Below are 22256 nucleotides of genomic sequence, written 5' to 3' on the forward strand. Positions count from 1 at the left end.
CCGCTCCCACAGAATTTGTGCACACCACAGAACCTGTGGGAGCGGCGGTGCGGCGATCCGACTTGCCCGCGAAGGCTGCCGACCTGCCGACGCTCAGCTCAGCGCTTGGCGATGATGTACACCGCATGCACGATCCCCGGAATATAACCGCACAACGTCAGCAGAATATTCAGCCAGAATGCACCGCCGAATCCTACTTGCAGAAACACACCCAGTGGCGGTAACAGGATGGCGATGATGATGCGAATAAAGTCCATGGGGCAGCTCCTGATTGGGGTGGGCTCGTTCGAACCCTACAGCTAGTCGACCTGTGCCGTTTGTCAGGGTTCAGTCCGATTCCTCAGGCCAGTATTTCCAGACCGTGTTTCTGCACGATGCTCAGCAACTTCAACGCCATGCCACTAGGGTGCTTATCCCCAGCTTCCCATTGCTTGACCGTGGAAGCACTGGTGTTCAAGTAGCGCGCGAACACTGGTTGGCTGACATTGTTGCGCTCGCGCAGTGCCTTGATCTCCTCAGCGGGAATCGCATTCGGCACCGTTGCAAGACAAGACTCATCGAATTCACGCATGGTCGACTTGCTGATTGCACCGATGGCGTACAAGGCACTGGCCGATTCGTGGATCGATTCCGATAGCTCACTTTTGAATTTTTTACTCATTTGGTATCTCCACAAACTCCTTTGCATCCAGCAAGCGCTGAATTTCCATTTCGGTCAGTCCACCATATGTCTTGGCCAACTCTCGCAGGTCGAGCAAATGCCTGGGACTGATGTTGCTCTGATCTTTCTTCGCATATAGGAACTGATAGATCCAATAAGCACCTCCCTTGGCCAGGATAATCGAGCGATGGCGGTTGGAGTTCAAACGCTTCTTCCAGACCCCGCCACCCAGATTGTCAGCCTGGCCATTGAACATTTCGGCGAATGCCTCCCGAAGTTCGTCATCACCGATCCAGGCCTTGGCGGCCTGCATCGCAAAACGCTTTGTCTTGAACAGCCTCGGCGACATAGGTATCCCTTCCGCAAAAACATACCACCCAGTGGTATGGAATTCAAAGCCAACGCCAAAACAAAGTTCAATCGCTGGCACCGGCACTCCCTGCCGATGCACGCTAGAAAGCCATTGATGTGCTAACCGCTCAAGCCGAAATTGCCAATGGCAAAACCCGGCCACAAAAAAACGCCCCACGCCAAAAGAATCAGGCGTGAGGCGTGCGTTTTACCGCGAGACGGTTCGGGAATACGTGTAGGGCGCGTCTGATCAGACGGCAATGCCTTTGCGGCACTGCAATTGCGCGGTGCGTACTCGGGAGAAGGCGCGCCCCAGGCGCAGGAGCATTTCGTCGATGTTGGCGTGGCTGACATTAAGCGCAGGGGTAAAACGCAGGCAATCGGGTTGTGGGGCATTGAGCAGCAGGCCTTCGTACAGCGCAGCCTTGACTACCGCGCCGGCGGAATCGTCCGACAGCGTCAGCCCCCAGAGCAGCCCTTGTCCGCGCAACTCGCCGTGACCGTAACGATGGGCCAAGCGCCCCAAACCTTCACGCAGGTGTTGACCGGTTTCTGCGACGTGTTTGAGGAATCCCTTGTCCTGCACCGTATCGAGCACCGAAAGTCCCGCAGCGGTCATCAGCGCATTGCCGTGATGAGTGCCGGTTACCTCGCCCGTTTCGAAACAGCAAGCCTTGCCCCGCGCCAGCAACGCGGCCAATGGCACACCGCCGCCCAACCCTTTGCCGAGCACGACGATATCCGCCGTTACACCATAGGACTGTTCCGCAAGCAGGGTGCCACAACGGCCGATGCCGGTTTGCACTTCGTCGAAGATCAGCAAAATGCCGAGCTCACGGCACAAGCGTTCGACGCCCTTGAGGTAATGCGCAGTGGCCGGGATCACGCCGGCTTCGCTCTGGATCGGCTCGAGCATGATCGCTACGGTCCGTTCATCGACCGCCTCATGCAACGCTGGCAGATCATTGAATGGAACACGACTGAAGCCCGGCAATTGCGGCTCGAACCGGTTGATCAATGCCGAACTGTCCGACGCCGAAATCGTCGCCAGGCTACGGCCATGGCAACCGTTGTTGGCCACAATGATGCGCGACGCACCAGCGCGATGCTGCTGACCCCATTTGCGCGCCAGTTTGATCGCCGCCTCACAGGCTTCGCTGCCGGTATTGAGCAGGTAAGCCTGATCACTGCCAGTGCTGGTACACAGTTGCTCGGCGAGGCTGAGCATGCCGCGGTTATGCAGGCCGAATCCCGGATTGATCAGCGATTGCGCCTGGGCGGTGATTGCGTTGACCAGTACCGAAGGACTGTGACCAAGGCTGTTGGCCCCGCCTCCCTGGGAAAAATCCAGACAGGCACGGTCATCGCTGTCCCACAACCATGAACCCTGACCACGCACAAACACCTGTTTCGGCCGCTCGACACTGGGCATCAAGTACTCGCTGGAAAGGTTACTGCCTTGGGTTGGCAGGGAGGCGTCCATGACCAGATCATCAAGGCTGGGAGGACTGCGACGCAGACTGAACAGATTCAACTGAAAAAACCTCTTTTGAGGTTTTTTGCCTTACCTATGTAAACACCATCGAAACAAACGGTATTCATCGCGCTCTGTGGCCCTGTAAGCCCTGTGAATGCGGTTAGACTAGGCTCAGACGAGGCATTCAGCCATTTCGATTTCCCAGCATTTTCGATAAGCACTACTTATGGATTTCAAGCAACTGCGTTATTTCGTCGCGGTCTATGAGGAAGGCCATGTGGGCCGTGCCGCCGAGCGCCTGTCCATCTCCCAGCCGGCGCTGTCCCAGCAGATCCGCCACCTCGAACAAAACCTCGATGTGAGCCTGTTCGAACGCAGTAGCAAACGCCTGTTGCCGACCCTCGCAGCGCACACGCTGTACAACCACGCCCTGCCTTTGCTCGATGGCCTGCAACGGGCACGGGAAGCGCTCGGCAACTTCAAGGGTCAGGCGCTGCGCACCCTGGCCATCGGTGTATTGCAGACCGTGCATACCAGCCTCGTTCCGCAAATGCTCGAGCGGGTGCGCAAGGCGCAGCCGCATCTGGTGGTGCAGATCTATGAACTGACCGGCCTGGAAATCGAGCGGCGACTGCTCAACGGCTCACTGGACATCGGCATCAGCTACCTGCCACCCCGCCAGCCTGGTTTGCATGGCGTGATGCTGTACGAAGATGAACTGACCCTGGTCATCCCGGCGGAGCATCCGCTGCGTGAATTCAAGAAAGTGTCCATGCGCCAGGCCGCCGAACTGCCGATGTTGTTGCTGGGCGAGGAATTTCAAATAAGGCAGATCTGGCAGGCACAACTGGCAAGCCTCGGACGTCGCCCACAGGTGCAAGCCGAACTGAACAACATGGCCGGGATCCTCGACAGCCTGCCGCACACGCGCCTTGCGACGGTGCTGCCCGGACGCTCGCAAAAGACTCATGGCAACCACGAGTTGCTATGGAAGCCCCTGAGTGAACCACGCGTGCCGCTGAAAGTCGGTTTGGTGTGTCGGGATGTGCAACGGCAGCAGGCCTCGCTGGCATTGCTGCGGACATTGCTGGAAGAAGTGATAAACGGCCCGGATGAACGTTTGAATAGCGCGCAAGCTCTGGAAGGGACGAGCTGAACACTTTTCTTCAGGCAAAAGAAAACCCCGCCGAAGCGGGGCTTTGCAGACTGTTTCCCTGACATCCATTTCACTCCGCCGTCCTGGCAGAATCCTACGTGTCCCTGTTGTTGCTTTGCGCTTCCTACGCTACGTCCATGAGAAGTAGATTAGCCGTGGATCCAATTTGCATCTATGGGAGAAGTGCAGCACGTTGCGTAAGAGAATGCTTACAAAATACTACTGACTCAAAATTGTCCTGCATCCAGCAGGAACAACGATTCACTACCGGCCTTCACCGACGCGCTCAACGAGTGAATGCGCGGCAACAGGCGGGCAAAATAGAACCGCGCCGTGCCCAGTTTGCTGGCATAGAAATCGTCTTGCGCTTCCTTGCCGAAAGCTGCCTTGGCCATCAGGGCCCACATGTAGGCGTACGCCACGTAACCGAACACCTGCAGATACTCGACCGACGCTGCGCCGATTTCGTTCGGATTGTTTTTTACCCGATCCAGCAACCACGCGGTCAATTCGTCGAGAGTGGTAACAGCATCGTTCAGCGGCTTGGTGAACTCGGCGAGGTCCGCGCTGGCGGTCGCCGTGAAGTGACGAATCTCGTCGGCGAACAGGTTGTAGAACGCCCCGCCGCTACCCACGATTTTGCGCCCGACCAGGTCCAGCGCCTGGATGCCGTTGGTGCCTTCGTAGATCTGGGTGATGCGCACGTCGCGTACCAGTTGCTCCTGGCCCCATTCACGAATGTAACCGTGGCCGCCGAAGACCTGCTGGCCGTGAACGGTGGTTTCCAGGCCCAGGTCGGTCAGGAACGCCTTGGCCACCGGGGTCAGCAACGCCACCAGGTCTTCCGCACGCTTGCGGGTGGTTGCGTCTTCGCTGAACTTGGCGGTGTCCAGTTGCATCGCCACGTAGGTGGAAAACGCTCGGCCACCTTCGTTCGAGGCTTTCATGGTCAGCAGCATGCGACGCACATCCGGGTGGACGATAATCGGGTCAGCCACTTTGTCCTTGTTCTGCGCGCCAGTCGGCGAACGGCTTTGCAGACGGTCACGGGCGTATTCCACGGCGTTCTGGTACGAGCGCTCGCCAGTAGCCAGGCCCTGGATACCGACGCCCAGTCGCTCGTAGTTCATCATGGTGAACATGGCCGCCAGGCCTTTGTTCGGCTCGCCGACCAGGTAACCCACGGCCTCATCGAAGTTCATCACGCAGGTCGCGGACGCCTGGATGCCCATCTTGTGTTCGATCGAACCACAGCTCAAAGTGTTGCGCGCGCCCAGGCTGCCATCGGCATTGACCATGAACTTGGGCACCAGGAACAGCGAAATGCCTTTCGGACCCGCCGGTGCATCCGGCAGCTTGGCCAACACCAGGTGGATGATGTTTGCGGTCAGGTCGTGTTCGCCACCGGTGATGAAGATCTTGGTGCCGCTGACCTTGTAGGAACCGTCGGCCTGAGGCTCGGCCTTGGTACGAATGATCCCCAGGTCTGTACCGGCGTGCGGCTCGGTCAGGCACATGGAACCGGCCCAGATGCCGGCATACATGTTCGGCAGGTACGCCGCTTTCAGCTCTTCGCTGGCGTGGGCGTTGATCGACAGGCAAGCGCCGGCGGTCAGCATCGGATACAGACCGAACGACAGGCTGGCGGAGTTGACCATTTCTTCGACCTGGGCCGAAACGGCTTTGGGCATGCCCATGCCGCCGTAGGCAGGATCACCGCCGACACCGACCCAACCGCCTTCAGCGTAGGTCTGATAGGCCTGTGGGAAACCGGCCGGCGTGGTGACGGCACCGTCCGCCCAATGGCAACCTTCTTCGTCCGCTGCACGGCTCAGCGGTGCGATGCTTTTGCCGGTGACTTTGCCGGCTTCTTCCAGGATGGCTTCGACCGTTTCTGCATCGACGGTTTCAGCCAGTGCAGGCAGCTCGGCCCAGAGTTTGGCGACCTCGAAAACTTCATTGAGGACGAAGCGCATATCGCGCAGGGGCGCTTTGTAGTCAGCCATGGCAAACCTCGCAAGATCTATACAGGTGATTCACAGGAAGAGTGTTTTCGTTGGGCCGGAGTGTACCCCAACAACTTTTGTGACACATAGGGTCAGATCATGACCGTTTTGTAATTTTTAGTCACCAACAAAAAAGCCCACACAAGGCGAGCTTCTTTGTAACGGATTTATATGACTAAAGCGCAAACAACTCCGCCGGCAGTTGCATCAGGCAATCGCTCCCCGCTTCGATGGCCGCCCGATGAGCGGCGGTGCGTGGCAGCAGGCGCTTGAAGTAAAACTCGTTGGTTGCCAGTTTGCCCCGGCAGAAATCGCCATCGCCACTGCCAGTATCGAGTTGCGCCTGAGCCACGAGCGCCATGCGCAACCACAGATAGCCGAGGATGATGTAACCGCTGTACATCAGGTAATCCACCGACGCGGCACCGACTTCGTCCGGGTTTTTCATCGCCGCCATGCCGACCTTGGTGGTCAGCTCACCCCACTGCTGATTCAGTTGATTGAGCTGCGCCACATACCCGGCCAATTGTGGATGTTCGGCGTTCGCCGCGCAGAACTTGTGGACGATTTTGGTGAAGCCACGCAGCAGCTTGCCCTGACTGCCGAGTACCTTGCGCCCAAGCAAGTCCAGCGCCTGAATGCCGTTGGTGCCTTCGTAGATCGGCGCAATGCGGCAGTCGCGCACCAGTTGCTCCATACCCCATTCGCGAATGAACCCGTGGCCGCCAAACACCTGCATGCCATGGTTGGTCACTTCCAGGCCGGTGTCGGTCATGAAGGCTTTGCAGATCGGCGTGAGGAACGCCAGCAAGTCTTCGGCTTCCTGACGCGCCGTTCCATCCGGACTCAGGTGTGCAACATCGAGCAACTGCGCGGTGAAGTAAGTCAGCGCGCGATTGCCTTCGTTGAAGGCTTTCATGGTCAGCAACATCCGCCGCACATCGGGGTGCACGATGATCGGGTCGGCAGCTTTCTCCGGCGCTTTCGGGCCAGTCAGCGCACGCATCTGCAAACGGTCGTTGGCGTACTTGATTGCGCCCTGGAAGCTCGCCTCGCCCAGACACAGCCCTTGCATGCCGGTACCCAGCCTTGCGTGGTTCATCATGGTGAACATGCAGTTCAGGCCCTTGTTCGGCTCGCCGATCAAGAAGCCCTTGGCCTCGTCGAAGTTCAGCACGCAGGTGGCCGAGGCCTTGATGCCCATTTTGTGTTCGATCGAGCCGCAGGACACGCCGTTGCGCTCACCCGCTTCGCCCGTCGCGTCGGGCAGGAACTTGGGCACGATGAACAGCGAAATGCCCTTGGTCCCTGCCGGTGCGTCCGGCAATTTGGCCAGCACCAGATGAATGATGTTGGCGCTCATGTCGTGCTCGCCGGCCGAGATAAAGATCTTGCTGCCGGAGATCGCATAGCTGCCATCGGCCGCAGGCACGGCTCGGGTCTTGATGATGCCCAGGTCGGTGCCGCAATGGGCTTCGGTCAGGCACATGGTGCCGGTCCATTGGCCAGCGGTGAGTTTCTTCAAATAGGTCTGCTTTTGCTCCTCGGTGCCATGGGCGTGGATCGCCGACATCGCACCGTGGGTCAGCCCGGGGTACATACCCCATGAGGTGTTGCTGGAGCCCACCATTTCGCTGATCACCAGGCCCAGAGAGATCGGCAACCCTTGACCGCCGTAAACCGGATCCGCCGCCAGGCCATGCCAGCCGCCCTCGACATATTGGGCGAATGCCTGCTTGAAGCCCGCCGGTGTGGTGACCACGCCATTGTCGAAATGGCAGCCTTCTTCATCGCCGCTACGGTTGAGCGGCGACAGTACGTTTTCGCAGAATTTAGCCCCTTCTTCGAGGATCGCATTGACCATGTCCGGGCTGGCATCGGTGGCCCCCAGCGCAGCGTAGTTGCTCTGGAAGTCGAAGACGTGGTCGATCAGAAAGCGCATGTCGCGCAAGGGAGCTTTGTACTCGGGCATGGTCATTCTCCGTCGGCAGATTTCTCCAACCTACTGCTGCCGACCACGCCTCACAATCACTTTCCGCTCGCTGAATGCGCCATCATCACTCAACCGTAGCGGCGTCCCTGCGCACGGCACCACGGCGGTTCTGCCCGAATGCCATCACACAGTTGCGCCCGGCGCCCTTGGCGCTATAAAGCGCCTGGTCAGCGGACTTGAGCACCGCTTCGGGGGCGCGCTGTTCGATCCGTTCGGCAACGCCGATACTGACCGTCACCGATACACTCGATGCACTGGAACCGGCACGCCGCTGGCGCCCCTGATTGTCATCCTGCGGGCGGTTTTCCTGATTACGCAGCTGAATGTTGTAAGTGGCGATGGACTCGCGGATGACTTCCAGGTGCGGCATGCACTCTTCGAGGGTCTTGCCTGCAAACACCAGGGCAAATTCCTCGCCGCCATAGCGATACGCCTTACCGCCACCGCCGATTTTCGACAGCTTGCTCGCCACCAGCCGCAGCACCTGGTCACCAACGTCGTGGCCGTGGGTGTCGTTGAATTTCTTGAAGTGGTCGACGTCGCTCATGGCCAACACGTAGTTGCGCCCCAGCCGTTGCATGCGTTCATTCAGCGCACGACGGCCCGGCAGCCCGGTCAGTTCGTCACGGAAGGCCATTTGGTAGGCTTCGTGGGCAACGGCGGCGGCGATCATCAGCATCACCTGGCTGCACATGATGTTCAGCGTGAACGGCAGGATGAAGGTTTTCGGCAACATCCAGAACAACCCGAGCAACCCCACCAATTGCGCGGCATGCAGCGGCCGCGGATTGCGCCAGTATTGCCAGGCCAGCAGCACAAACGCGGCAATGAACACCGGATAGGACAACTGGATCAGGCTCATCCAGGCGCCATGCAAGGCGGGCCAGCGAATCTCCGACAACCAGATCAGCAGCGCATGTGGATAACTTTGCTCAAGCCCCAGCGCCACGCTGCCGACCGCCAGCAATACTGCGAAACGCGCCACCATGTCCTGGAACAGATGGGTGCGTTCCTGCCACACCGCGAACACGCCAAACAGCAGCGGCAGCAGCAGGCAACACAAGTGAAAGACCACGGCGGCATCGTCACGCACCTTGCCGTTGTCGCGGTAATAGTCGGTCTGGGTGTCGAGCAGGAAGTAGGCGATGTACACCGTGACCATCAGAAACAGTTCACGCTGGCGTCGGTACACCGCGCAATAGGCGCCACCGAGTAACAACACCAGGGTGGGCAGCACGTTGAACAACGACGTGAAGAAGACGTTCAGATCCTTGATGTATGCAGCCGCAAGCCCCGCCAGCAACAGCAGTAATGACGGCAGGAAATGACTGAAACGTACAGCGGAAGAACGCAGCAAGGGTAAAGCTCCGGCCCGTCAGTTCAAAAGATGGCATTGTGCCCACAACTTTAACGGCAGCCCCCCCGATTTGCTGAGTGAAATACTGAGGTATTTGTAAAAGGTCGTCACTGGCGTCCATCAGACGCCAGTGACGCAAGGGCAAATACGGTTACAGGTCGTTGTTGAACGGTTGCAGCGGCCCTTCCAGACGTGTGCGACCTTCGGCACCGACCGGTCTGAGCTCGATTTCGGCATCCTTCGCTTGCCGGGAAGTAATCTTCGGACTGGCCGGTTTTTGTCCGACGGAGTTTTCATCACCCTTTTCGCCCTGTGGCAGCACCAGCGACGGATGGTCAAACGGTGCCCGTTCCCACGCGACCCGAGGGTCGGTCAGCCCGACTTCCATGAACTTGACCAGCGCATCCACTTCATCCGGGGTCAGGTTCAGCCGGGTCATGTCCGGATCAAGATTGGAGCCGTTGTGCTGATTGACTGCCGGGTGTTCGAATCCGCTGGTGTTACTGGCATCTTCGCCACGCCGATCGCCGCCGCGGTTGTAGAACTCCATGACCTGTTGCAGCGTTGCGCGACTGCCGTTGTGGAAGTACGGCCCGGTCAACGCGATGTTGCGCAAGGTCGGCGTCTTGAAGGCGCCATCGACCGCGTCGCGGAAACCGACATTGGGCTTGAGCGTCGCATCACAAGGAATCGCCGGGCTCAAAGGCACTTCGAAGGTGCACACATCGACTTCCAGCGGGTCAGGGACCTGGCCGCCCTGGAGTACGGTGTTGTACTCACGAGTGAAGGACAGCGGATTGCCCCAGGCATCCGAGCCACCGAGCGCCAGGTCCTCCGACGTCGGACGCACCCCGGTGTTGTAGAAGCCGTTGTCATACAGTGTGGTCAGGTTGTCGGCCATGACCATGCGCTCGATCCGTTCCCGAGGATGGAACAGCAACCGGCTGCCGGCGTTGCTCAACTCCGCGCCGCCGTGGCAACTGATGCACTTGCCCTTGCCCAGGAACAGGTTCATGCCCTGGACCTGCTGATCGTTCATGGCCGTATGATCGCCCTGCAAATAGGCATCCAGCGGCGCCTGGTCCGAGATCAGCGTGGACTCGTACATCTGAATCGCCAGCCCGAAGAACAACGGGAAGTTTGCTTCCATCTGGGTGTATGGTGCGCCGCCCAGCGAGACCTGCTGCGTGGCATTCCACAGACGCGGCTGGAATGCGCTCTTGATCAGTTCACGGTAAGTCGGCCGATGGCCGCCGGATACCGGCCCGAGTACCGAATCGGTGGACGAGATTCGTTGCTGCTTGAGCATCAAGGTGTCGAGCATGCGCCGTCCAATGTCGGCGAAGGTACGCCCGCCGCAGGACATTTCCACCGGGCTGCCGGGCGGCCCTACCGCTTGCGAGGCGGCGGAAGCATCGTTGAGTGCCAGCCTGACTTTGGTCGCCACGCCACTGCGATCGCTGGTCACGAAAATCCCGGCGTCAGGGTCGCGATTGCCGAACGGCGAGAAGCCATTGAACACGTTATTGGCCCGGCCATCCCAGAAGTTGCGCACGTTGAACGCAGCGTTGATCACCGTCGGTGCATTACGCCCGGTGCTACGGCGCACGTTGATACCGCCCACCTGGAAAATACCGTCCGGTTGCTGAATGCACTTGTCGAACCGCGACTGATTGGGCTTGACGAAGTTGGCGTCGAACACGCCTTGGGAGCCGATCACATCGTCGCTTGAATAGACAATTGCCGAGTTGCGATCCAGCGGATCGGCCAGCACGTGGGTCGGGAAGTCGCTTTTCTTCAACAGGTAGTTCGGACCGCCCTTGCCACCGGACCTGGTGGTGTAGGTCGGCACGTCGCCCGGGATGTCGGAGGCGATGAATGGCTTGTTGAAGATCGACGAGACGTTCGCGTTGGTGTTCGCCTGGCCAGGGTTGATCTGGTTGGTGGTGCGGTGATCGGCACCCGCGTGGAAGTGGCAGGACGCGCAAGCGGTGGAACCGTCACTGCCGACCTCCATATCCCAGAACAGTGCCTTGCCCAGGAGCACTGCCGCCGAGCGATTGAGTACGTAGTCGGTCATCAGGTCGACTTTGCGCCCGCCCTCGGTTCCCGATGGGTCGGGTGGCGTCAGGCCGTGCAGCGACTGCAGGCTGGGCACGTCCGGCACGGCCGGAACGACCCCGACCGGGTCTGCGGCCCAAACGTTCATGACGGGCAGGCCAATGGCGAACAGTGTCATCACCATCACACGGGGCAAACAGGTAGTTCGGAAGATGCTCAAATAATTAAACATGATGACGTTCCCGATTCAGTACGGAGTAGTCAGGCTCCGCGGTTGCCCTGTTGCGAGATGAGCTCAACGCCATGAGTCTTGCTGCTCGCTCGAGTAACCACATCAACTTGAAGTTGCATGGACAATGCGAGACCTGACTGGCAAAGCACTCTCGTGGCCCAGGCCTTTTTAAAGAATGATATTTCGCGCTACTGGATAGCGCTTGATGCAACTCTAGCCGCAACAAAATATTTCAACATGAAACTTTCGATATTTTTCTAATTTAAGCCAAATCAAGAATTTCTACTAACAACAGCAACTGCGCACTATTCCTCAGTTCTGGTTAAACTTCACCCATCATTGGGTGTCATTCCCCAAACAGCCCGCACCAGGCGATCACCAACGACCTCTAAACGCCAGAACTTAAAGGACATAACGCCACCAGACTGCGTTTTCTTTGAAGCTGGCAGAGTATTTGCTATTCCAAACACCGCGGTGTAACTGGCACTTTAAAAAACTCCTGAAAATCCGCATCGCCAGCCAATAGAAACATCCACCAGATATATAAAACCCATTCGTGCGCAAGTTGCACTGCGCCAGCTATTGTCTTTTTTATTTATCCCCCCATACAAGATTATTTTCTCGACATCCTCTTCACCTCCCTCTTACACACCTACGACCTTAGTAGTATTTAATAGACAACACTTCTCAACCACTACTAATGGAGACACACTGACCTAAAGTTTTCACAGAGCTCCAGACTTGGGCATATATCCCCACCCACTTTGGTGTTAACCACATAACATATAACTATGTGTATATCACCAACATCAGCGCAGCCCGCATTTTTGCTGGCAAACAAGCGATTGCTCCAATCAGGCACGACTACTGCTATGTACCCCTCAGGCTCAAGGAAATGTCTCTCGCGCTTGCGTCCCTAACCGGCCAACGCAACGCAGGTGAAAGCATCCGAACGGCAAGCGTCGACCATACACAGACACTTATCCCGCTGGATCGAGCCTCAATTCGACACTCACGGCTTTGCGTTTTTCTTGCGCAGGATTCAGCGCATCAGCAGATCCGCGATCTCGATCGGCCGGCAATTGGTCCTGCAAGATTCTGGAGTGAGCCATGAGCTTATCTTTGTACGAAAAAACGCTCGCCATAGCGCTGCTACCTCACAAACGATTCAACGGCATCTTCAGTCGCCATGCTCTGCTCGCCAGTGCCGTCGCTATCGCACTGGCCATTGGTGGTGGTGGAGATGCATTTGCCAAAAACGGAGCTGGCGGTGGCGGTGGAGGCGGTGGCGGGACTGCCAAGCCTCCGGGTTTGCCCTCGCCGTTCACGACACCCACACTGCCCGATCCGATTTTTACAAACCCGAATGCGATTCATGGGTTTGACGTTACGGGCTTTATCCAAAACATGACCCTGGACACCACCAATGCGAATTGCCCCAATACCAGCGACCCGGGCCGCTTTGGGGGGACCGTCCAGTTGAACGGCGTCACGATTGTTGTCCCTTGCAACACCGTCATGCAGATGCCGGCCAACACCCTGACCTGGGCCGACTTCGTCAGGGGTGGAACCCTGGCGCTCGGAAAATCACCGGCGGCCTATCCCTCGTTCGAGATCCATGTGGTAGGCAATACTGTCTCCAACAAACAAATCGCCGGGCTGATCTTTGTCTCCCAGCAATCAGTCAATGCAGGCAGCGGTGTCATCACCCGGATTGACTACACCAACGGCAACCTCGAAGTTGACAGCGGGAACCCGACGCAACCCACGATCATTCAGATCAACGATCCGAATGGCCGTTTTGGCCGCGCCCAAAGCCCCGACCCACGCTTCTCCGTCGATGATGCCAACCCGACCATCCATGCCGCCACCGGCTACCCGATGTGCGTGCCACGCACGATCTCCGGAGACGATGCGCTCTGCCCGCAGAAAAACCGGCCAAAAGTGGTCACCCCGACCACGACCAACAACTGCCGCAACTTCAGCCAGGCCGGCGTCACGCCTCCTGCCAGCGGGGAGCTCTCGGGGCCAGCGGTGGGGCAGGTCTATTGCAGCCAGTACGTCATGAAGAGATTCAGCGACGCTACACGCACGGCGACGGACCCCGACCCGACACAACAGGCACCCTTCGAAGTCGGCGACTTCATCAGTTGGTCCGGCACCCTGTTCAAGTCCGCAACAACCGGGGCCCCGGACTTCATCTCTGCACACACGATCGAGGCGAATGTCGGGATCTACACTCAGCCTGGTTCGCAGCCCAGCTACCTGGCTATCGGGGAATTTGGCATCGGTACGGCCGACCCGGCCGCAACGGCCATCAGCGGAGTAGCCCAGGAGACGCAGGACCGGATTTTCCTTGAAGCCTCGACCACCGACATCAAGACCCCGGTCGACATCTATCTGATTGATGTCAATCCATCGACGGGCGTGCAAACCAACCGCTGGATTACACCCTATGAGATGACAGGTGAGTGCAACCCTGGGCTGGGCCTTACGGCCAGTTGCCTGGGAGCCTCGGGTGGTATCACCACACAGAACACTGGTCCTCAGCCACAACGCGCCAGACTACGCGCGACCAAAGCGCCCACTGGGCTACTTAGCCAGCCGACACGTACCTTGCGCGTCGTTGCGCGGTCACTTTGCGTTCCACAGCAAAGCTTGTCCCAGGCCGGCGTGGACGGTTGCATCCAGAATGCGGGCAGGCTGACCGTCGCCAATGGACTGATTGCCGGACAGTATGTGGCGCCAGTGTTCGAGTTCATCTTTCCGGAAGGCGTCAAGCCTGGCGATCCCGTTGTCCCGAACGACTTCTGGCACCTGCCGTTCATACGTAATGGCGAAGGCGTGACCACTCCGACTGGCGTCGGCCCCCTGGACCCGACGCCATGGTGAGCAAGGCCTGACAACAGCGCAAAAAAAAACCGCCGCTTCCGGAGGAAGCGGCGGTCTCTTTTGAAGGACTGCGTTAGTAGCCCAGGTCGAAGTTCTCTTCTTTCATGTCCATCAGGTTGTTGGCGCCCGACAGCATGGTTGCAACGTGAGTGCGGGTACGCGGCAGGATGCGCTGGAAGTAGAAGCGCGCAGTCTGCAGCTTGGCGGTGTAGAAGGCCTCTTCGGAAGTGCCGGCAGCCAGTTTCTCGGCAGCCAGACGCGCCATGTCAGCCCAGAAATAGGCCAGGCAGGCGTAACCGGAGTACATCAGGTAGTCCACGGAGGCCGCGCCGACTTCTTCGCGATCTTTCATGGCGGCCATACCGACCTTCATGGTCAGCTCGCCCCATTCCTTGTTCAGTGCAGCCAGCGGAGCGACGAACTCTTGAACCGCTTCGTTGCCTTCGTTGGTCTGGCAGAACTTGTGGACGATCTTGGTGAAGCCTTTCAGAGCCTCGCCTTGGGTCATCAGCACTTTACGGCCCAGCAGGTCGAGTGCCTGGATACCTGTGGTGCCTTCGTACAGCATCGAGATGCGGCTGTCGCGAACGTTCTGCTCCATGCCCCACTCGGCGATGAAACCGTGGCCGCCATAGATCTGCACGCCGTGGTTGGCCGATTCGAAACCGACTTCGGTCATGAAGGCTTTGGCGATCGGAGTCATGAAAGCCAGCAGTGCGTCGGCTTTCTTCTTCTCTTCTTCGTCCACGCCGTATTTGACGATGTCGACTTGCTTGGCGGTGAAGTAAACCATCGCACGGTTGCCTTCGGCGAATGCCTTCATGGTCAACAGCATGCGACGTACGTCAGGGTGGACGATGATCGGGTCAGCGGCTTTGTCCGGCGCTTTCGGGCCAGTCAGCGAGCGCATTTGCAGACGATCGCGAGCGTATTTCAGGCCGCCCTGGAAACCCACTTCGGCGTGGGCCAGGCCTTGCAGCGCGGTACCCAGACGTGCGGTGTTCATGAAGGTGAACATGCAGTTCAGGCCTTTGTTCGCCGGGCCGATCAGGAAGCCGGTGGCGCCGTCGAAGTTCATCACGCAGGTAGCGTTGCCGTGGATGCCCATCTTGTGTTCCAGGGAACCGCAGGACACGGCGTTACGCGCGCCAACCGAACCATCAGCGTTCGGCATGAACTTTGGCACGATGAACAGGGAGATGCCTTTGGTGCCAGCCGGTGCATCCGGCAGGCGGGCCAGTACGATGTGGACGATGTTGTCGGCCATGTCGTGTTCACCGGCCGAGATGAAGATCTTGGTGCCGGAAACCTTGTAGGAACCGTCGGCCTGAGGCTCGGCCTTGGTGCGCAGCATGCCCAGGTCGGTGCCGCAGTGCGGTTCGGTCAGGCACATGGTGCCGGTCCATTCGCCGGAAACCAGCTTGGTCAGGTAAGCCTCTTGCTGCTCAGGGGTACCGTGCTCGGAGATGGTGTTCATCGCACCGTGCGACAGGCCCGGGTACATGCCCCACGACCAGTTGGATTCACCGACCATTTCGCTGATCGCCAGACCCAGGGACTCCGGCAGGCCTTGGCCGCCGTGCTCTACGTCGTGGGCCAGGCTTGGCCAGCCGCCTTCGACGAACTGCTTGTAGGCTTCCTTGAAGCCAGTCGGGGTCTTGACGCCGGACTCGCTCCAGGTGCAACCCTCGATGTCACCCACGCGGTTCAGCGGAGCCAGTACCTGCTCACAAAACTTGGCGCCTTCCTCGAGAATGGCGTCAACCATGTCCGGAGTTGCGTCGGCACAAGCCGGAAGGCTCTGATAGTGCGCTTCGTAGCCGAGCAGTTCGTCACGAACGAAGCGAATATCACGCAAGGGGGCCTTGTAGTCAGGCATAGCGATAAACCTCTGCTGATGTAACCGGGAATGAACGACCGCATTGATTTGTTGTTGCGATCAAACAGTTGTTTGAAACATACGTTTACGCCGAAATCTTGTCAAGCGTCGATCTTTTGCCGTTCGTCATCGCAGGATCGGACACACGGGCTCACGACAACGCAGCTGCGCTTTCAAGGCAGCCCGCCGCACAGAAAAGATTAGTTGAGCAAGAAAGACTTACGCAGAAAAACGCCGCGAACAGGCGCGGCGTTGAGGGTGCGGTATCAGCGAGGAATCAAGCGTAGGTATCGATCAATGTTCCGAGCACTTCATCGGCTGCCTTGGCGACTTTCACGCCCAGCTCCGCCTGAATCTTGCCTTGGGCCATTTCGACCACGTTGCTGGCCAGGTCCGATTGCTGGCTGCGATCAACCGACCGCAGACGATCGACCTGCGCCTCGGAAGACTGGCTGGTGACCGAACGTTCGATCGTTGTGTTGGCGATCTGCCCGGCGGCTTGATCGACACGGTTCTGCCCTGCCTGAAGGGTGCTCAGACCGGCATAAAAAGCGGTGCTTCCTGAGATTTCCAAGGGAGAACTCGTCCTTTCAAAGGATCAACAGTGGCCATTGAAGCAGAGTGGCCGGCAAAACACCCGACAAAAACACTAATGGCACAGTGCCTTATCATAGGCAAAGCCCGCATTGCGAAAACTTCAGTCCAACAGGTCCAGTTGCAAGTGCTCTGCCACTGCTTCGGCCGTAACGGCCTTGAGTTTAGGCACACGCCCCAGGCACGGCGCCGGGAGGCGCTCGGCAAGGGTGGCCAGGTTTTCTTCCAGCCGCGATGTTTTCGGGTCGATGATGTTGGCCACCCATCCCGCCAGTTGCAAACCATCCCGGGCAATCGCTTCGGCGGTCAACAAGGCATGGCTGATACACCCCAACCGCACGCCGACCACCAGGATTACCGGTAACTGCAACGCGATGGCGAGGTCCGACAGATTGTCCTGATCCGCCAGCGGTACACGCCAGCCGCCGGCACCTTCGATCAGGGTGAAGTCCGCCTGCAGGCCCAGAATCTGCCGCATCGGCGCCAGCAACGACTGCACCGTCAGCGCCACGCCCGCCTCTCGCGCCGCCAGATGCGGGGCAATGGCCGGCTCGAAGGCCACCGGATTGACCTGTGCATACGTCAGCGGCAGCGAACACTCCGCCAGCAAGGCCAGCGCATCGGCGTTTCGTAGGCCTTTGGGCGTCACATCGCAACCGGAAGCGACCGGCTTGCCCGCCGCCGTGCTCAAACCCGCCGAACGCGCCGCATGCAGCAGGCCAGCAGCGACCGTGGTTTTACCGACATCGGTATCCGTGCCGGCGATGAAATAGGCTGCGCTCATAAGGGCTTCTCCAAAACGGCGTACACCACTTGATAAGTCGCCGGCAGGCCCTGGACCTGACGAAACTGCTCGTAAGCCTCGATCAGCCCCAGAATCCGTGCCCGGCCGGTCAAGCCACCCGGCCGCCCGGGATTGAGATTGTGCGCACCCAACGCCTTGAGTTCATGGGTCAGGCTGCGCACATCCGGGTAATGCAGCACGTGTGGAAGGTTTTGCAGACTGAGCATCCTCAAGCCGCTGGCCGCACACAACTGCTGATAAACACCAAACTCCCGGAAGCGGTTGACATGCACCATGCCATCGACCTGCCGCCAGCTGTCGCGCAATTCAAACAACGTCCCTGCACAAAGACTAGCAAACGCGAAAATACCGCCCGGTTTCAACACTCGAAAGGCTTCACTGAGCACCGAGTCGAAGTCGGCGCACCACTGCACCGCCAGGCTGGAGAAGATCAGGTCGCAGGTCGAATCCTGCAGTGGCAAACGCTCGGCATCGCCGGCCACGAAGTGCGTGGCACCGCCCAATGGCCGGGCGTGGTTGAGCATGCCCTCGGCGATGTCCAGCGCCACACCGTGACTGCCCGGAAATTGCTCACCCAAGGCACGACTGAAATGCCCGGTGCCGCAGCCCAGATCCAGCCAACGCTGCGGTACAAAATCCCGCGGCAAGCGCCCGAGCAATTGGCTGCCCACATCACGTTGCAACTCGGCCACGCTGTCGTAGCTCTGCGCCGCGCGGGAGAATGATGCAGCTACCTGGCGCTTGTCGGGCAAGCCGCCAGGCAGGTTGGGAAAGGATAGATCAGTCATCGCCGGACTCATGCAAAAAGGCCTGGATCGCCCCCGCCACACCGTGGGGATCCTCCAGGAGAAACGCGTGGCTGGCCTGTTCAATCAGACCGATTTCGACATCCGGCAGCAATGCCAACAACTCGCCCGCCGCTTGCGCCGGCACCAGCCCGTCGAGGCCAGCGAACAGATGCAATTGCGGACCGCGGAACGATTGCAGTGCCTGTCGTGTATCCAGTTGCGCGAGCACTTGCAGACCACTCAGCAGCACTGGCGCGGCGGTATTCGGCGCGCCACCGAGCAACAACCGCGACAAGCCGCGCGGGTCTTCGGCGCCTTGGGCACAGAGCAGTGAAAAACGTTTCAACGTCGCGCGGGGATCGGCTCCACATCCCGCCAGAAACGCATCGAAGGTTTCCCCGGACATGGCGCTTGACCATTGTTCATGCGCGGCAAAAGAAGCGTTGCTGGCCAGGGTGAACAGACCACAGCAGCGATCGCCACGCCGGGCCGCCAGTTCGCAGGCGAGCATGCCGCCCAATGACCAACCGCCAAGCCAGGCGTCTTGCGGCAATGTCGAATCAAGCTCTTCGAGCCATTCTTCAGGATCGCTCGAGTCCAGCTCCGGCAACGGCTCGATCTCGACGTGCAGGTGCTCATCCAGGCCGCGCAAGGCCGCCGCCAAAGGCTCCAGCGGTGAAACACCAAGGCCCCAGCCGGGCAGCAGAATCAGTCGATCACGCATGCTTCGGCTCCGGTCCCAGTTGTTGAAAACAATCGGCCAGTCCATTTAACAATAGCTGTACCTGGGCCTCGCTGTGGGCAGCACTGAGCGTGACCCGCAGTCGGGCGCTGCCGGCGGGTACGGTGGGCGGGCGAATCGCGGTCACCATCAACCCGCGCTCGCGCAGCATTTGCGAAAGGCGTACCGCACGCCCGGCATCGCCGATCATGATCGGCTGGATCGGCGTGAAGCTGTCCATGAGCTCCAGGCCAATCTGTTCGGCACCGTGGCGGAACTGGCGGATCAGCGTCTGCAAATGCTCGCGGCGCCAGTGTTCACTGCGCAGCAATTCCAGGCTTTTCAACGTGGCGCAGGCCAGCGCAGGTGGCTGGCTGGTGGTGTAGATGTAGGGACGGGCAAACTGAATCAGACTTTCGATCAGCTCTTCGCTGCCAGCCACAAAGGCCCCCGCCGTACCGAAAGCCTTGCCGAGGGTGCCGACCAGTACGGGAACGTCATCCTGGCTCAAGCCGAAGTGTTCGACGATGCCGCCACCGTTGGTACCCAGCGGTCCAAACCCATGGGCATCGTCGACCATCAACCAGGCGCCTTTGGCCTTGGCTTCTCGGGCCAGCGCTGGCAAGTCGGCGATATCGCCGTCCATGCTGAACACGCCGTCGGTGACGACCAGCGTATTGCCGGTGGCTTTTTCCAGGCGCTTGGCCAGGCTCACCGGGTCGTTGTGCAGGTAGCGATTGAACCGCGCGCCGGACAATAGCCCCGCGTCGAGCAGAGACGCATGATTGAGCCGGTCTTCGAGCACCGTATCACCCTGCCCCACCAGCGCCGTGACCGCGCCGAGGTTGGCCATATAACCGGTGGTGAACAGCAGCGCGCGCGGGCGACCGGTCAGGTCGGCCAACGCTTCTTCCAGGGCATGGTGCGGGGCGCTATGGCCGATGACCAGATGTGATGCCCCTCCACCCACACCCCACTTCGACGCGCCGGCGCGCCAGGCTTCGATCACTTGCGGATGATTGGCCAGGCCCAGATAGTCGTTGTTACAGAACGCCAGCAACGGCTGGCCATCGACCACCACTTGCGGCCCCTGCGGGCTTTCAAGCAGCGGGCGCTGGCGATAGAGATTTTCGGCACGACGGGCAGCAAGGCGTGCGGCGAGATCGAAAGACATGCAGGCCTCGGGTCAGATCATAAAAATCGAAGTAAACACGATCCCTGTGGGAGCGGGCTTGCCCGCGATGACGTAGTCACATTCAACACACATGTTGACTGACCGATTGCTATCGCGGGCAAGCCCGCTCCCACAGTGTTTTGCGTTGCACCAAAAGAATCGATGCAGACTTCAAACCGCCGCGTTATAGAACTGCTCGCTGCTCTTCTGCTCCACCAGCGCCTGCTCGATCGCTGCCTGATGCACCTCGTCGGCGTGCTCTTCGCGGGCTTCCGGCAGGATGCCCAGACGCGAGAACAGTTGCATGTCCTTGTCGGCCTGCGGGTTGGCGGTGGTCAGCAGTTTTTCGCCGTAGAAAATCGAGTTGGCACCGGCGAAGAACGCCAGGGCCTGCATCTGCTCGTTCATGGCTTCGCGGCCGGCGGACAGGCGCACGTGGGATTGCGGCATCAGGATGCGCGCGACCGCGAGCATGCGGATAAAATCGAACGGATCGACGTCGTCGGCATTTTCCAGCGGCGTACCGGCGACTTTCACCAGCATGTTGATCGGCACCGATTCTGGATGCTCCGGCAGGTTGGCCAGCTGGATCAGCAGGTTGGCGCGGTCGTCCAGCGACTCGCCCATGCCGAGAATGCCACCGGAGCAGATCTTCATCCCCGACTCACGCACGTAGGCCAGGGTTTGCAGGCGCTCGCTGTAGGTGCGGGTGGTGATGATGCTGCCGTAGAACTCCGGCGAAGTATCGAGGTTGTGGTTGTAGTAGTCGAGGCCGGCCTTGGCCAGCGCTTCGGTCTGCTCCTGATCCAGGCGACCGAGGGTCATGCAGGTTTCCAGGCCCAGGGCCTTCACGCCTTCGACCATTTTCAGTACGTAGGGCATGTCCTTGGCCGACGGATGTTTCCACGCCGCGCCCATGCAGAAGCGGGTCGAACCGATGGCTTTGGCGCGAGCGGCCTCTTCGAGAACCTTCTGCACTTCCATCAGTTTTTCTTTTTCCAGGCCGGTGTTGTAGTGACCGGACTGCGGACAATATTTGCAATCTTCCGGGCAGGCGCCGGTTTTGATCGACAGCAGGGTCGACACCTGGACGCGGTTGGCGTCGAAATGCGCACGGTGCACCGTCTGCGCCTGGAACAGCAGGTCATTGAATGGTTGAACGAAGAGTGCTTTGACTTCGGCCAAAGTCCAGTCATGACGCAGGGTTGCAGTGGTGCTGGCACTCATGGGCGTTTCCTTTGAATTATGCTTTGGCAGGCGGCTGGGTAATGGAATGTCACAGCCGCTTCACAGATGTTTCGGCATATTTAAGGAAGAGCGATGCGCTGTCAACCACGATACAAAGGACCGGTTTACATCTGGTTAAAAAACAAACAATCATGCTTGTTGTGCGATGAAACGGCCGACGGCATCCCTCCTGTCTGCACAGCCTGCGAAATCGAGTTGCCCTGGCTCGGCGATCACTGCCAGACCTGCGCCCTGCCGCTCCCGGCCGCGGGCCTGACCTGCGGCCATTGTCTGAAGCAGCCACCGGCCTTCGAACAAGTGATTGCACCCTGGACCTACAGCTTTCCCGTAGACAGCCTGATCACTCGCTTCAAACACAACGCAAAGTGGCCATTTGGTCGCCTGCTCGCCGAACTTCTTGCTCAATACCTGCAACATCGCTTCGAAGACGATCTGCTACGACCTCATGCGCTGATCCCGGTGCCGCTGGCCAACCGACGCCTGCGCCAGCGCGGATTCAACCAGGCGGCGATGCTGGCTCACTGGTTGAGTACCAGTCTTGATATTCCTTGTGACGAACGATTGCTACTACGAACCCAGGACACCGACGCCCAACAGGCCTTGAACGCCGAAGCCCGCCGAAACAACCTGCGCAATGCTTTCGCCCTGGCGCCTGGCGCGGTCGTCAATGGCCAGCACCTGGCCCTGATCGACGACGTCCTGACCACCGGCGCCACGGCCCAGGCCCTGGCTCGCCTGCTGATAGAGGCCGGTGCGGCGAGGGTCGACGTCTATTGCCTGGCCCGCACGCCAAAACCCGGCGAGACACCCTGACTTGACTCGCGCGGCCCAAGCGGCCAACGTCCTCACCATCGTCACCAC

At 59.4% G+C, this 22256-nt stretch carries 18 protein-coding genes; 3 read left to right on the forward strand and 15 right to left on the reverse strand.

The annotated features are described in order from the left end of the window. Positions 1-98: 98 nt before the first annotated feature. The 4 genes from AB4Z35_RS04670 to AB4Z35_RS04685 all read right to left on the reverse strand — a co-directional run bounded on the left by AB4Z35_RS04670 (position 99) and on the right by AB4Z35_RS04685 (position 2546). Positions 99-257 (reverse strand): YqaE/Pmp3 family membrane protein, encoded by a 159-nt coding sequence (locus AB4Z35_RS04670; protein ID WP_003228885.1) that lies wholly within the window; start codon positions 255-257, stop codon positions 99-101. Between the two features lie 83 nt (positions 258-340). Next, the gene (locus tag AB4Z35_RS04675; RefSeq protein WP_442096183.1) at positions 341-661 is read right to left on the reverse strand and encodes a helix-turn-helix domain-containing protein; all 321 of its coding nucleotides are present in this window, start codon (positions 659-661) and stop codon (positions 341-343) included. Continuing rightward, the gene (locus tag AB4Z35_RS04680; RefSeq protein ID WP_442096461.1) at positions 654-1010 is read right to left on the reverse strand and encodes a type II toxin-antitoxin system RelE/ParE family toxin; all 357 of its coding nucleotides are present in this window, start codon (positions 1008-1010) and stop codon (positions 654-656) included. Before AB4Z35_RS04680 ends, AB4Z35_RS04675 begins: the two co-directional genes overlap by 8 nt. A 252-nt stretch (positions 1011-1262) precedes the next feature. Continuing rightward, positions 1263-2546, reverse strand: coding sequence for an aspartate aminotransferase family protein (locus AB4Z35_RS04685; RefSeq protein WP_442096184.1), 1284 nt, complete (start codon positions 2544-2546; stop codon positions 1263-1265). A 169-nt stretch (positions 2547-2715) separates the two neighbouring features. Between AB4Z35_RS04685 and AB4Z35_RS04690 the strand changes: the two genes are divergently transcribed. Continuing rightward, positions 2716-3645: a LysR family transcriptional regulator gene (locus tag AB4Z35_RS04690; RefSeq protein ID WP_442096185.1), complete on the forward strand. Its 930-nt coding sequence runs from the start codon at positions 2716-2718 to the stop codon at positions 3643-3645. A 227-nt stretch (positions 3646-3872) separates the two neighbouring features. On the opposite strand, the gene AB4Z35_RS04695 is transcribed toward AB4Z35_RS04690, so the two are convergent. From AB4Z35_RS04695 to AB4Z35_RS04710, 4 genes are all read right to left on the reverse strand, one after another. Beyond that, a complete protein-coding gene (locus tag AB4Z35_RS04695) occupies positions 3873-5651 on the reverse strand; it encodes an acyl-CoA dehydrogenase C-terminal domain-containing protein (RefSeq protein ID WP_442096186.1) in 1779 nt (592 codons plus the stop codon). Positions 5652-5826: 175 nt separating this feature from the next. Further along, positions 5827-7623: an acyl-CoA dehydrogenase C-terminal domain-containing protein gene (locus tag AB4Z35_RS04700; RefSeq protein ID WP_442096187.1), complete on the reverse strand. Its 1797-nt coding sequence runs from the start codon at positions 7621-7623 to the stop codon at positions 5827-5829. Between the two features lie 85 nt (positions 7624-7708). Further along, entirely contained in the window at positions 7709-9001 is a 1293-nt protein-coding gene (locus AB4Z35_RS04705) for a GGDEF domain-containing protein (protein ID WP_442096188.1), read from the reverse strand. Positions 9002-9152: 151 nt separating this feature from the next. Then, positions 9153-11294, reverse strand: coding sequence for a cytochrome-c peroxidase (locus tag AB4Z35_RS04710; RefSeq protein ID WP_442096189.1), 2142 nt, complete (start codon positions 11292-11294; stop codon positions 9153-9155). A gap of 1110 nt (positions 11295-12404) precedes the next feature. Here AB4Z35_RS04710 and AB4Z35_RS04715 point away from each other — a divergent pair. After that, positions 12405-14186: a hypothetical protein gene (locus AB4Z35_RS04715; RefSeq protein ID WP_442096190.1), complete on the forward strand. Its 1782-nt coding sequence runs from the start codon at positions 12405-12407 to the stop codon at positions 14184-14186. A gap of 73 nt (positions 14187-14259) precedes the next feature. Here the strand turns inward: AB4Z35_RS04715 and AB4Z35_RS04720 are convergent, their stop codons facing one another. The 7 genes from AB4Z35_RS04720 to bioB all read right to left on the reverse strand — a co-directional run bounded on the left by AB4Z35_RS04720 (position 14260) and on the right by bioB (position 21374). Beyond that, positions 14260-16065: a phenylacyl-CoA dehydrogenase gene (locus AB4Z35_RS04720; protein ID WP_008051571.1), complete on the reverse strand. Its 1806-nt coding sequence runs from the start codon at positions 16063-16065 to the stop codon at positions 14260-14262. Between the two features lie 277 nt (positions 16066-16342). Next, a complete protein-coding gene (locus AB4Z35_RS04725) occupies positions 16343-16639 on the reverse strand; it encodes a pyrroloquinoline quinone biosynthesis protein PqqE (protein ID WP_442096191.1) in 297 nt (98 codons plus the stop codon). Between the two features lie 123 nt (positions 16640-16762). Next, positions 16763-17443, reverse strand: coding sequence for a dethiobiotin synthase (gene bioD / locus AB4Z35_RS04730; RefSeq protein WP_008000737.1), 681 nt, complete (start codon positions 17441-17443; stop codon positions 16763-16765). Beyond that, on the reverse strand, positions 17440-18252 hold the full coding sequence (gene bioC / locus AB4Z35_RS04735; protein WP_008000736.1) for a malonyl-ACP O-methyltransferase BioC: 813 nt from the start codon (positions 18250-18252) through the stop codon (positions 17440-17442). Before bioC ends, bioD begins: the two co-directional genes overlap by 4 nt. After that, positions 18245-18976, reverse strand: coding sequence for an alpha/beta fold hydrolase (locus tag AB4Z35_RS04740; RefSeq protein WP_442096192.1), 732 nt, complete (start codon positions 18974-18976; stop codon positions 18245-18247). Before AB4Z35_RS04740 ends, bioC begins: the two co-directional genes overlap by 8 nt. Then, the gene (gene bioF, locus AB4Z35_RS04745; protein WP_442096193.1) at positions 18969-20147 is read right to left on the reverse strand and encodes an 8-amino-7-oxononanoate synthase; all 1179 of its coding nucleotides are present in this window, start codon (positions 20145-20147) and stop codon (positions 18969-18971) included. Before bioF ends, AB4Z35_RS04740 begins: the two co-directional genes overlap by 8 nt. 171 nt (positions 20148-20318) lie before the next feature. Continuing rightward, positions 20319-21374 (reverse strand): biotin synthase BioB, encoded by a 1056-nt coding sequence (gene bioB / locus AB4Z35_RS04750; RefSeq protein ID WP_442096194.1) that lies wholly within the window; start codon positions 21372-21374, stop codon positions 20319-20321. Positions 21375-21467: 93 nt separating this feature from the next. On the opposite strand from bioB, the gene AB4Z35_RS04755 reads away from it, so the two are divergent. Then, positions 21468-22208 (forward strand): ComF family protein, encoded by a 741-nt coding sequence (locus AB4Z35_RS04755; RefSeq protein WP_116261406.1) that lies wholly within the window; start codon positions 21468-21470, stop codon positions 22206-22208. The last annotated feature ends 48 nt before the right edge of the window (positions 22209-22256 follow it).

This window comes from Pseudomonas sp. KB_15, from assembly GCF_052114525.1.
Taxonomy (GTDB): Bacteria; Pseudomonadota; Gammaproteobacteria; order Pseudomonadales; family Pseudomonadaceae; genus Aquipseudomonas.

Coding starts and splice junctions, on each gene's coding strand:
- AB4Z35_RS04670 (WP_003228885.1), bottom strand. CDS start 257: ATGGACTTTATTCGCATCATCATCGCCATCCTGTTACCGCCACTGGGT.
- AB4Z35_RS04675 (WP_442096183.1), bottom strand. CDS start 661: ATGAGTAAAAAATTCAAAAGTGAGCTATCGGAATCGATCCACGAATCG.
- AB4Z35_RS04680 (WP_442096461.1), bottom strand. CDS start 1,010: ATGTCGCCGAGGCTGTTCAAGACAAAGCGTTTTGCGATGCAGGCCGCC.
- AB4Z35_RS04690 (WP_442096185.1), top strand. CDS start 2,716: ATGGATTTCAAGCAACTGCGTTATTTCGTCGCGGTCTATGAGGAAGGC.
- AB4Z35_RS04695 (WP_442096186.1), bottom strand. CDS start 5,651: ATGGCTGACTACAAAGCGCCCCTGCGCGATATGCGCTTCGTCCTCAAT.
- AB4Z35_RS04700 (WP_442096187.1), bottom strand. CDS start 7,623: ATGCCCGAGTACAAAGCTCCCTTGCGCGACATGCGCTTTCTGATCGAC.
- AB4Z35_RS04710 (WP_442096189.1), bottom strand. CDS start 11,294: ATGTTTAATTATTTGAGCATCTTCCGAACTACCTGTTTGCCCCGTGTG.
- AB4Z35_RS04715 (WP_442096190.1), top strand. CDS start 12,405: ATGAGCTTATCTTTGTACGAAAAAACGCTCGCCATAGCGCTGCTACCT.
- AB4Z35_RS04720 (WP_008051571.1), bottom strand. CDS start 16,065: ATGCCTGACTACAAGGCCCCCTTGCGTGATATTCGCTTCGTTCGTGAC.
- bioD (WP_008000737.1), bottom strand. CDS start 17,443: ATGAGCGCAGCCTATTTCATCGCCGGCACGGATACCGATGTCGGTAAA.
- bioC (WP_008000736.1), bottom strand. CDS start 18,252: ATGACTGATCTATCCTTTCCCAACCTGCCTGGCGGCTTGCCCGACAAG.
- AB4Z35_RS04740 (WP_442096192.1), bottom strand. CDS start 18,976: ATGCGTGATCGACTGATTCTGCTGCCCGGCTGGGGCCTTGGTGTTTCA.
- bioF (WP_442096193.1), bottom strand. CDS start 20,147: ATGTCTTTCGATCTCGCCGCACGCCTTGCTGCCCGTCGTGCCGAAAAT.
- bioB (WP_442096194.1), bottom strand. CDS start 21,374: ATGAGTGCCAGCACCACTGCAACCCTGCGTCATGACTGGACTTTGGCC.
- AB4Z35_RS04755 (WP_116261406.1), top strand. CDS start 21,468: ATGCGCTGTCAACCACGATACAAAGGACCGGTTTACATCTGGTTAAAA.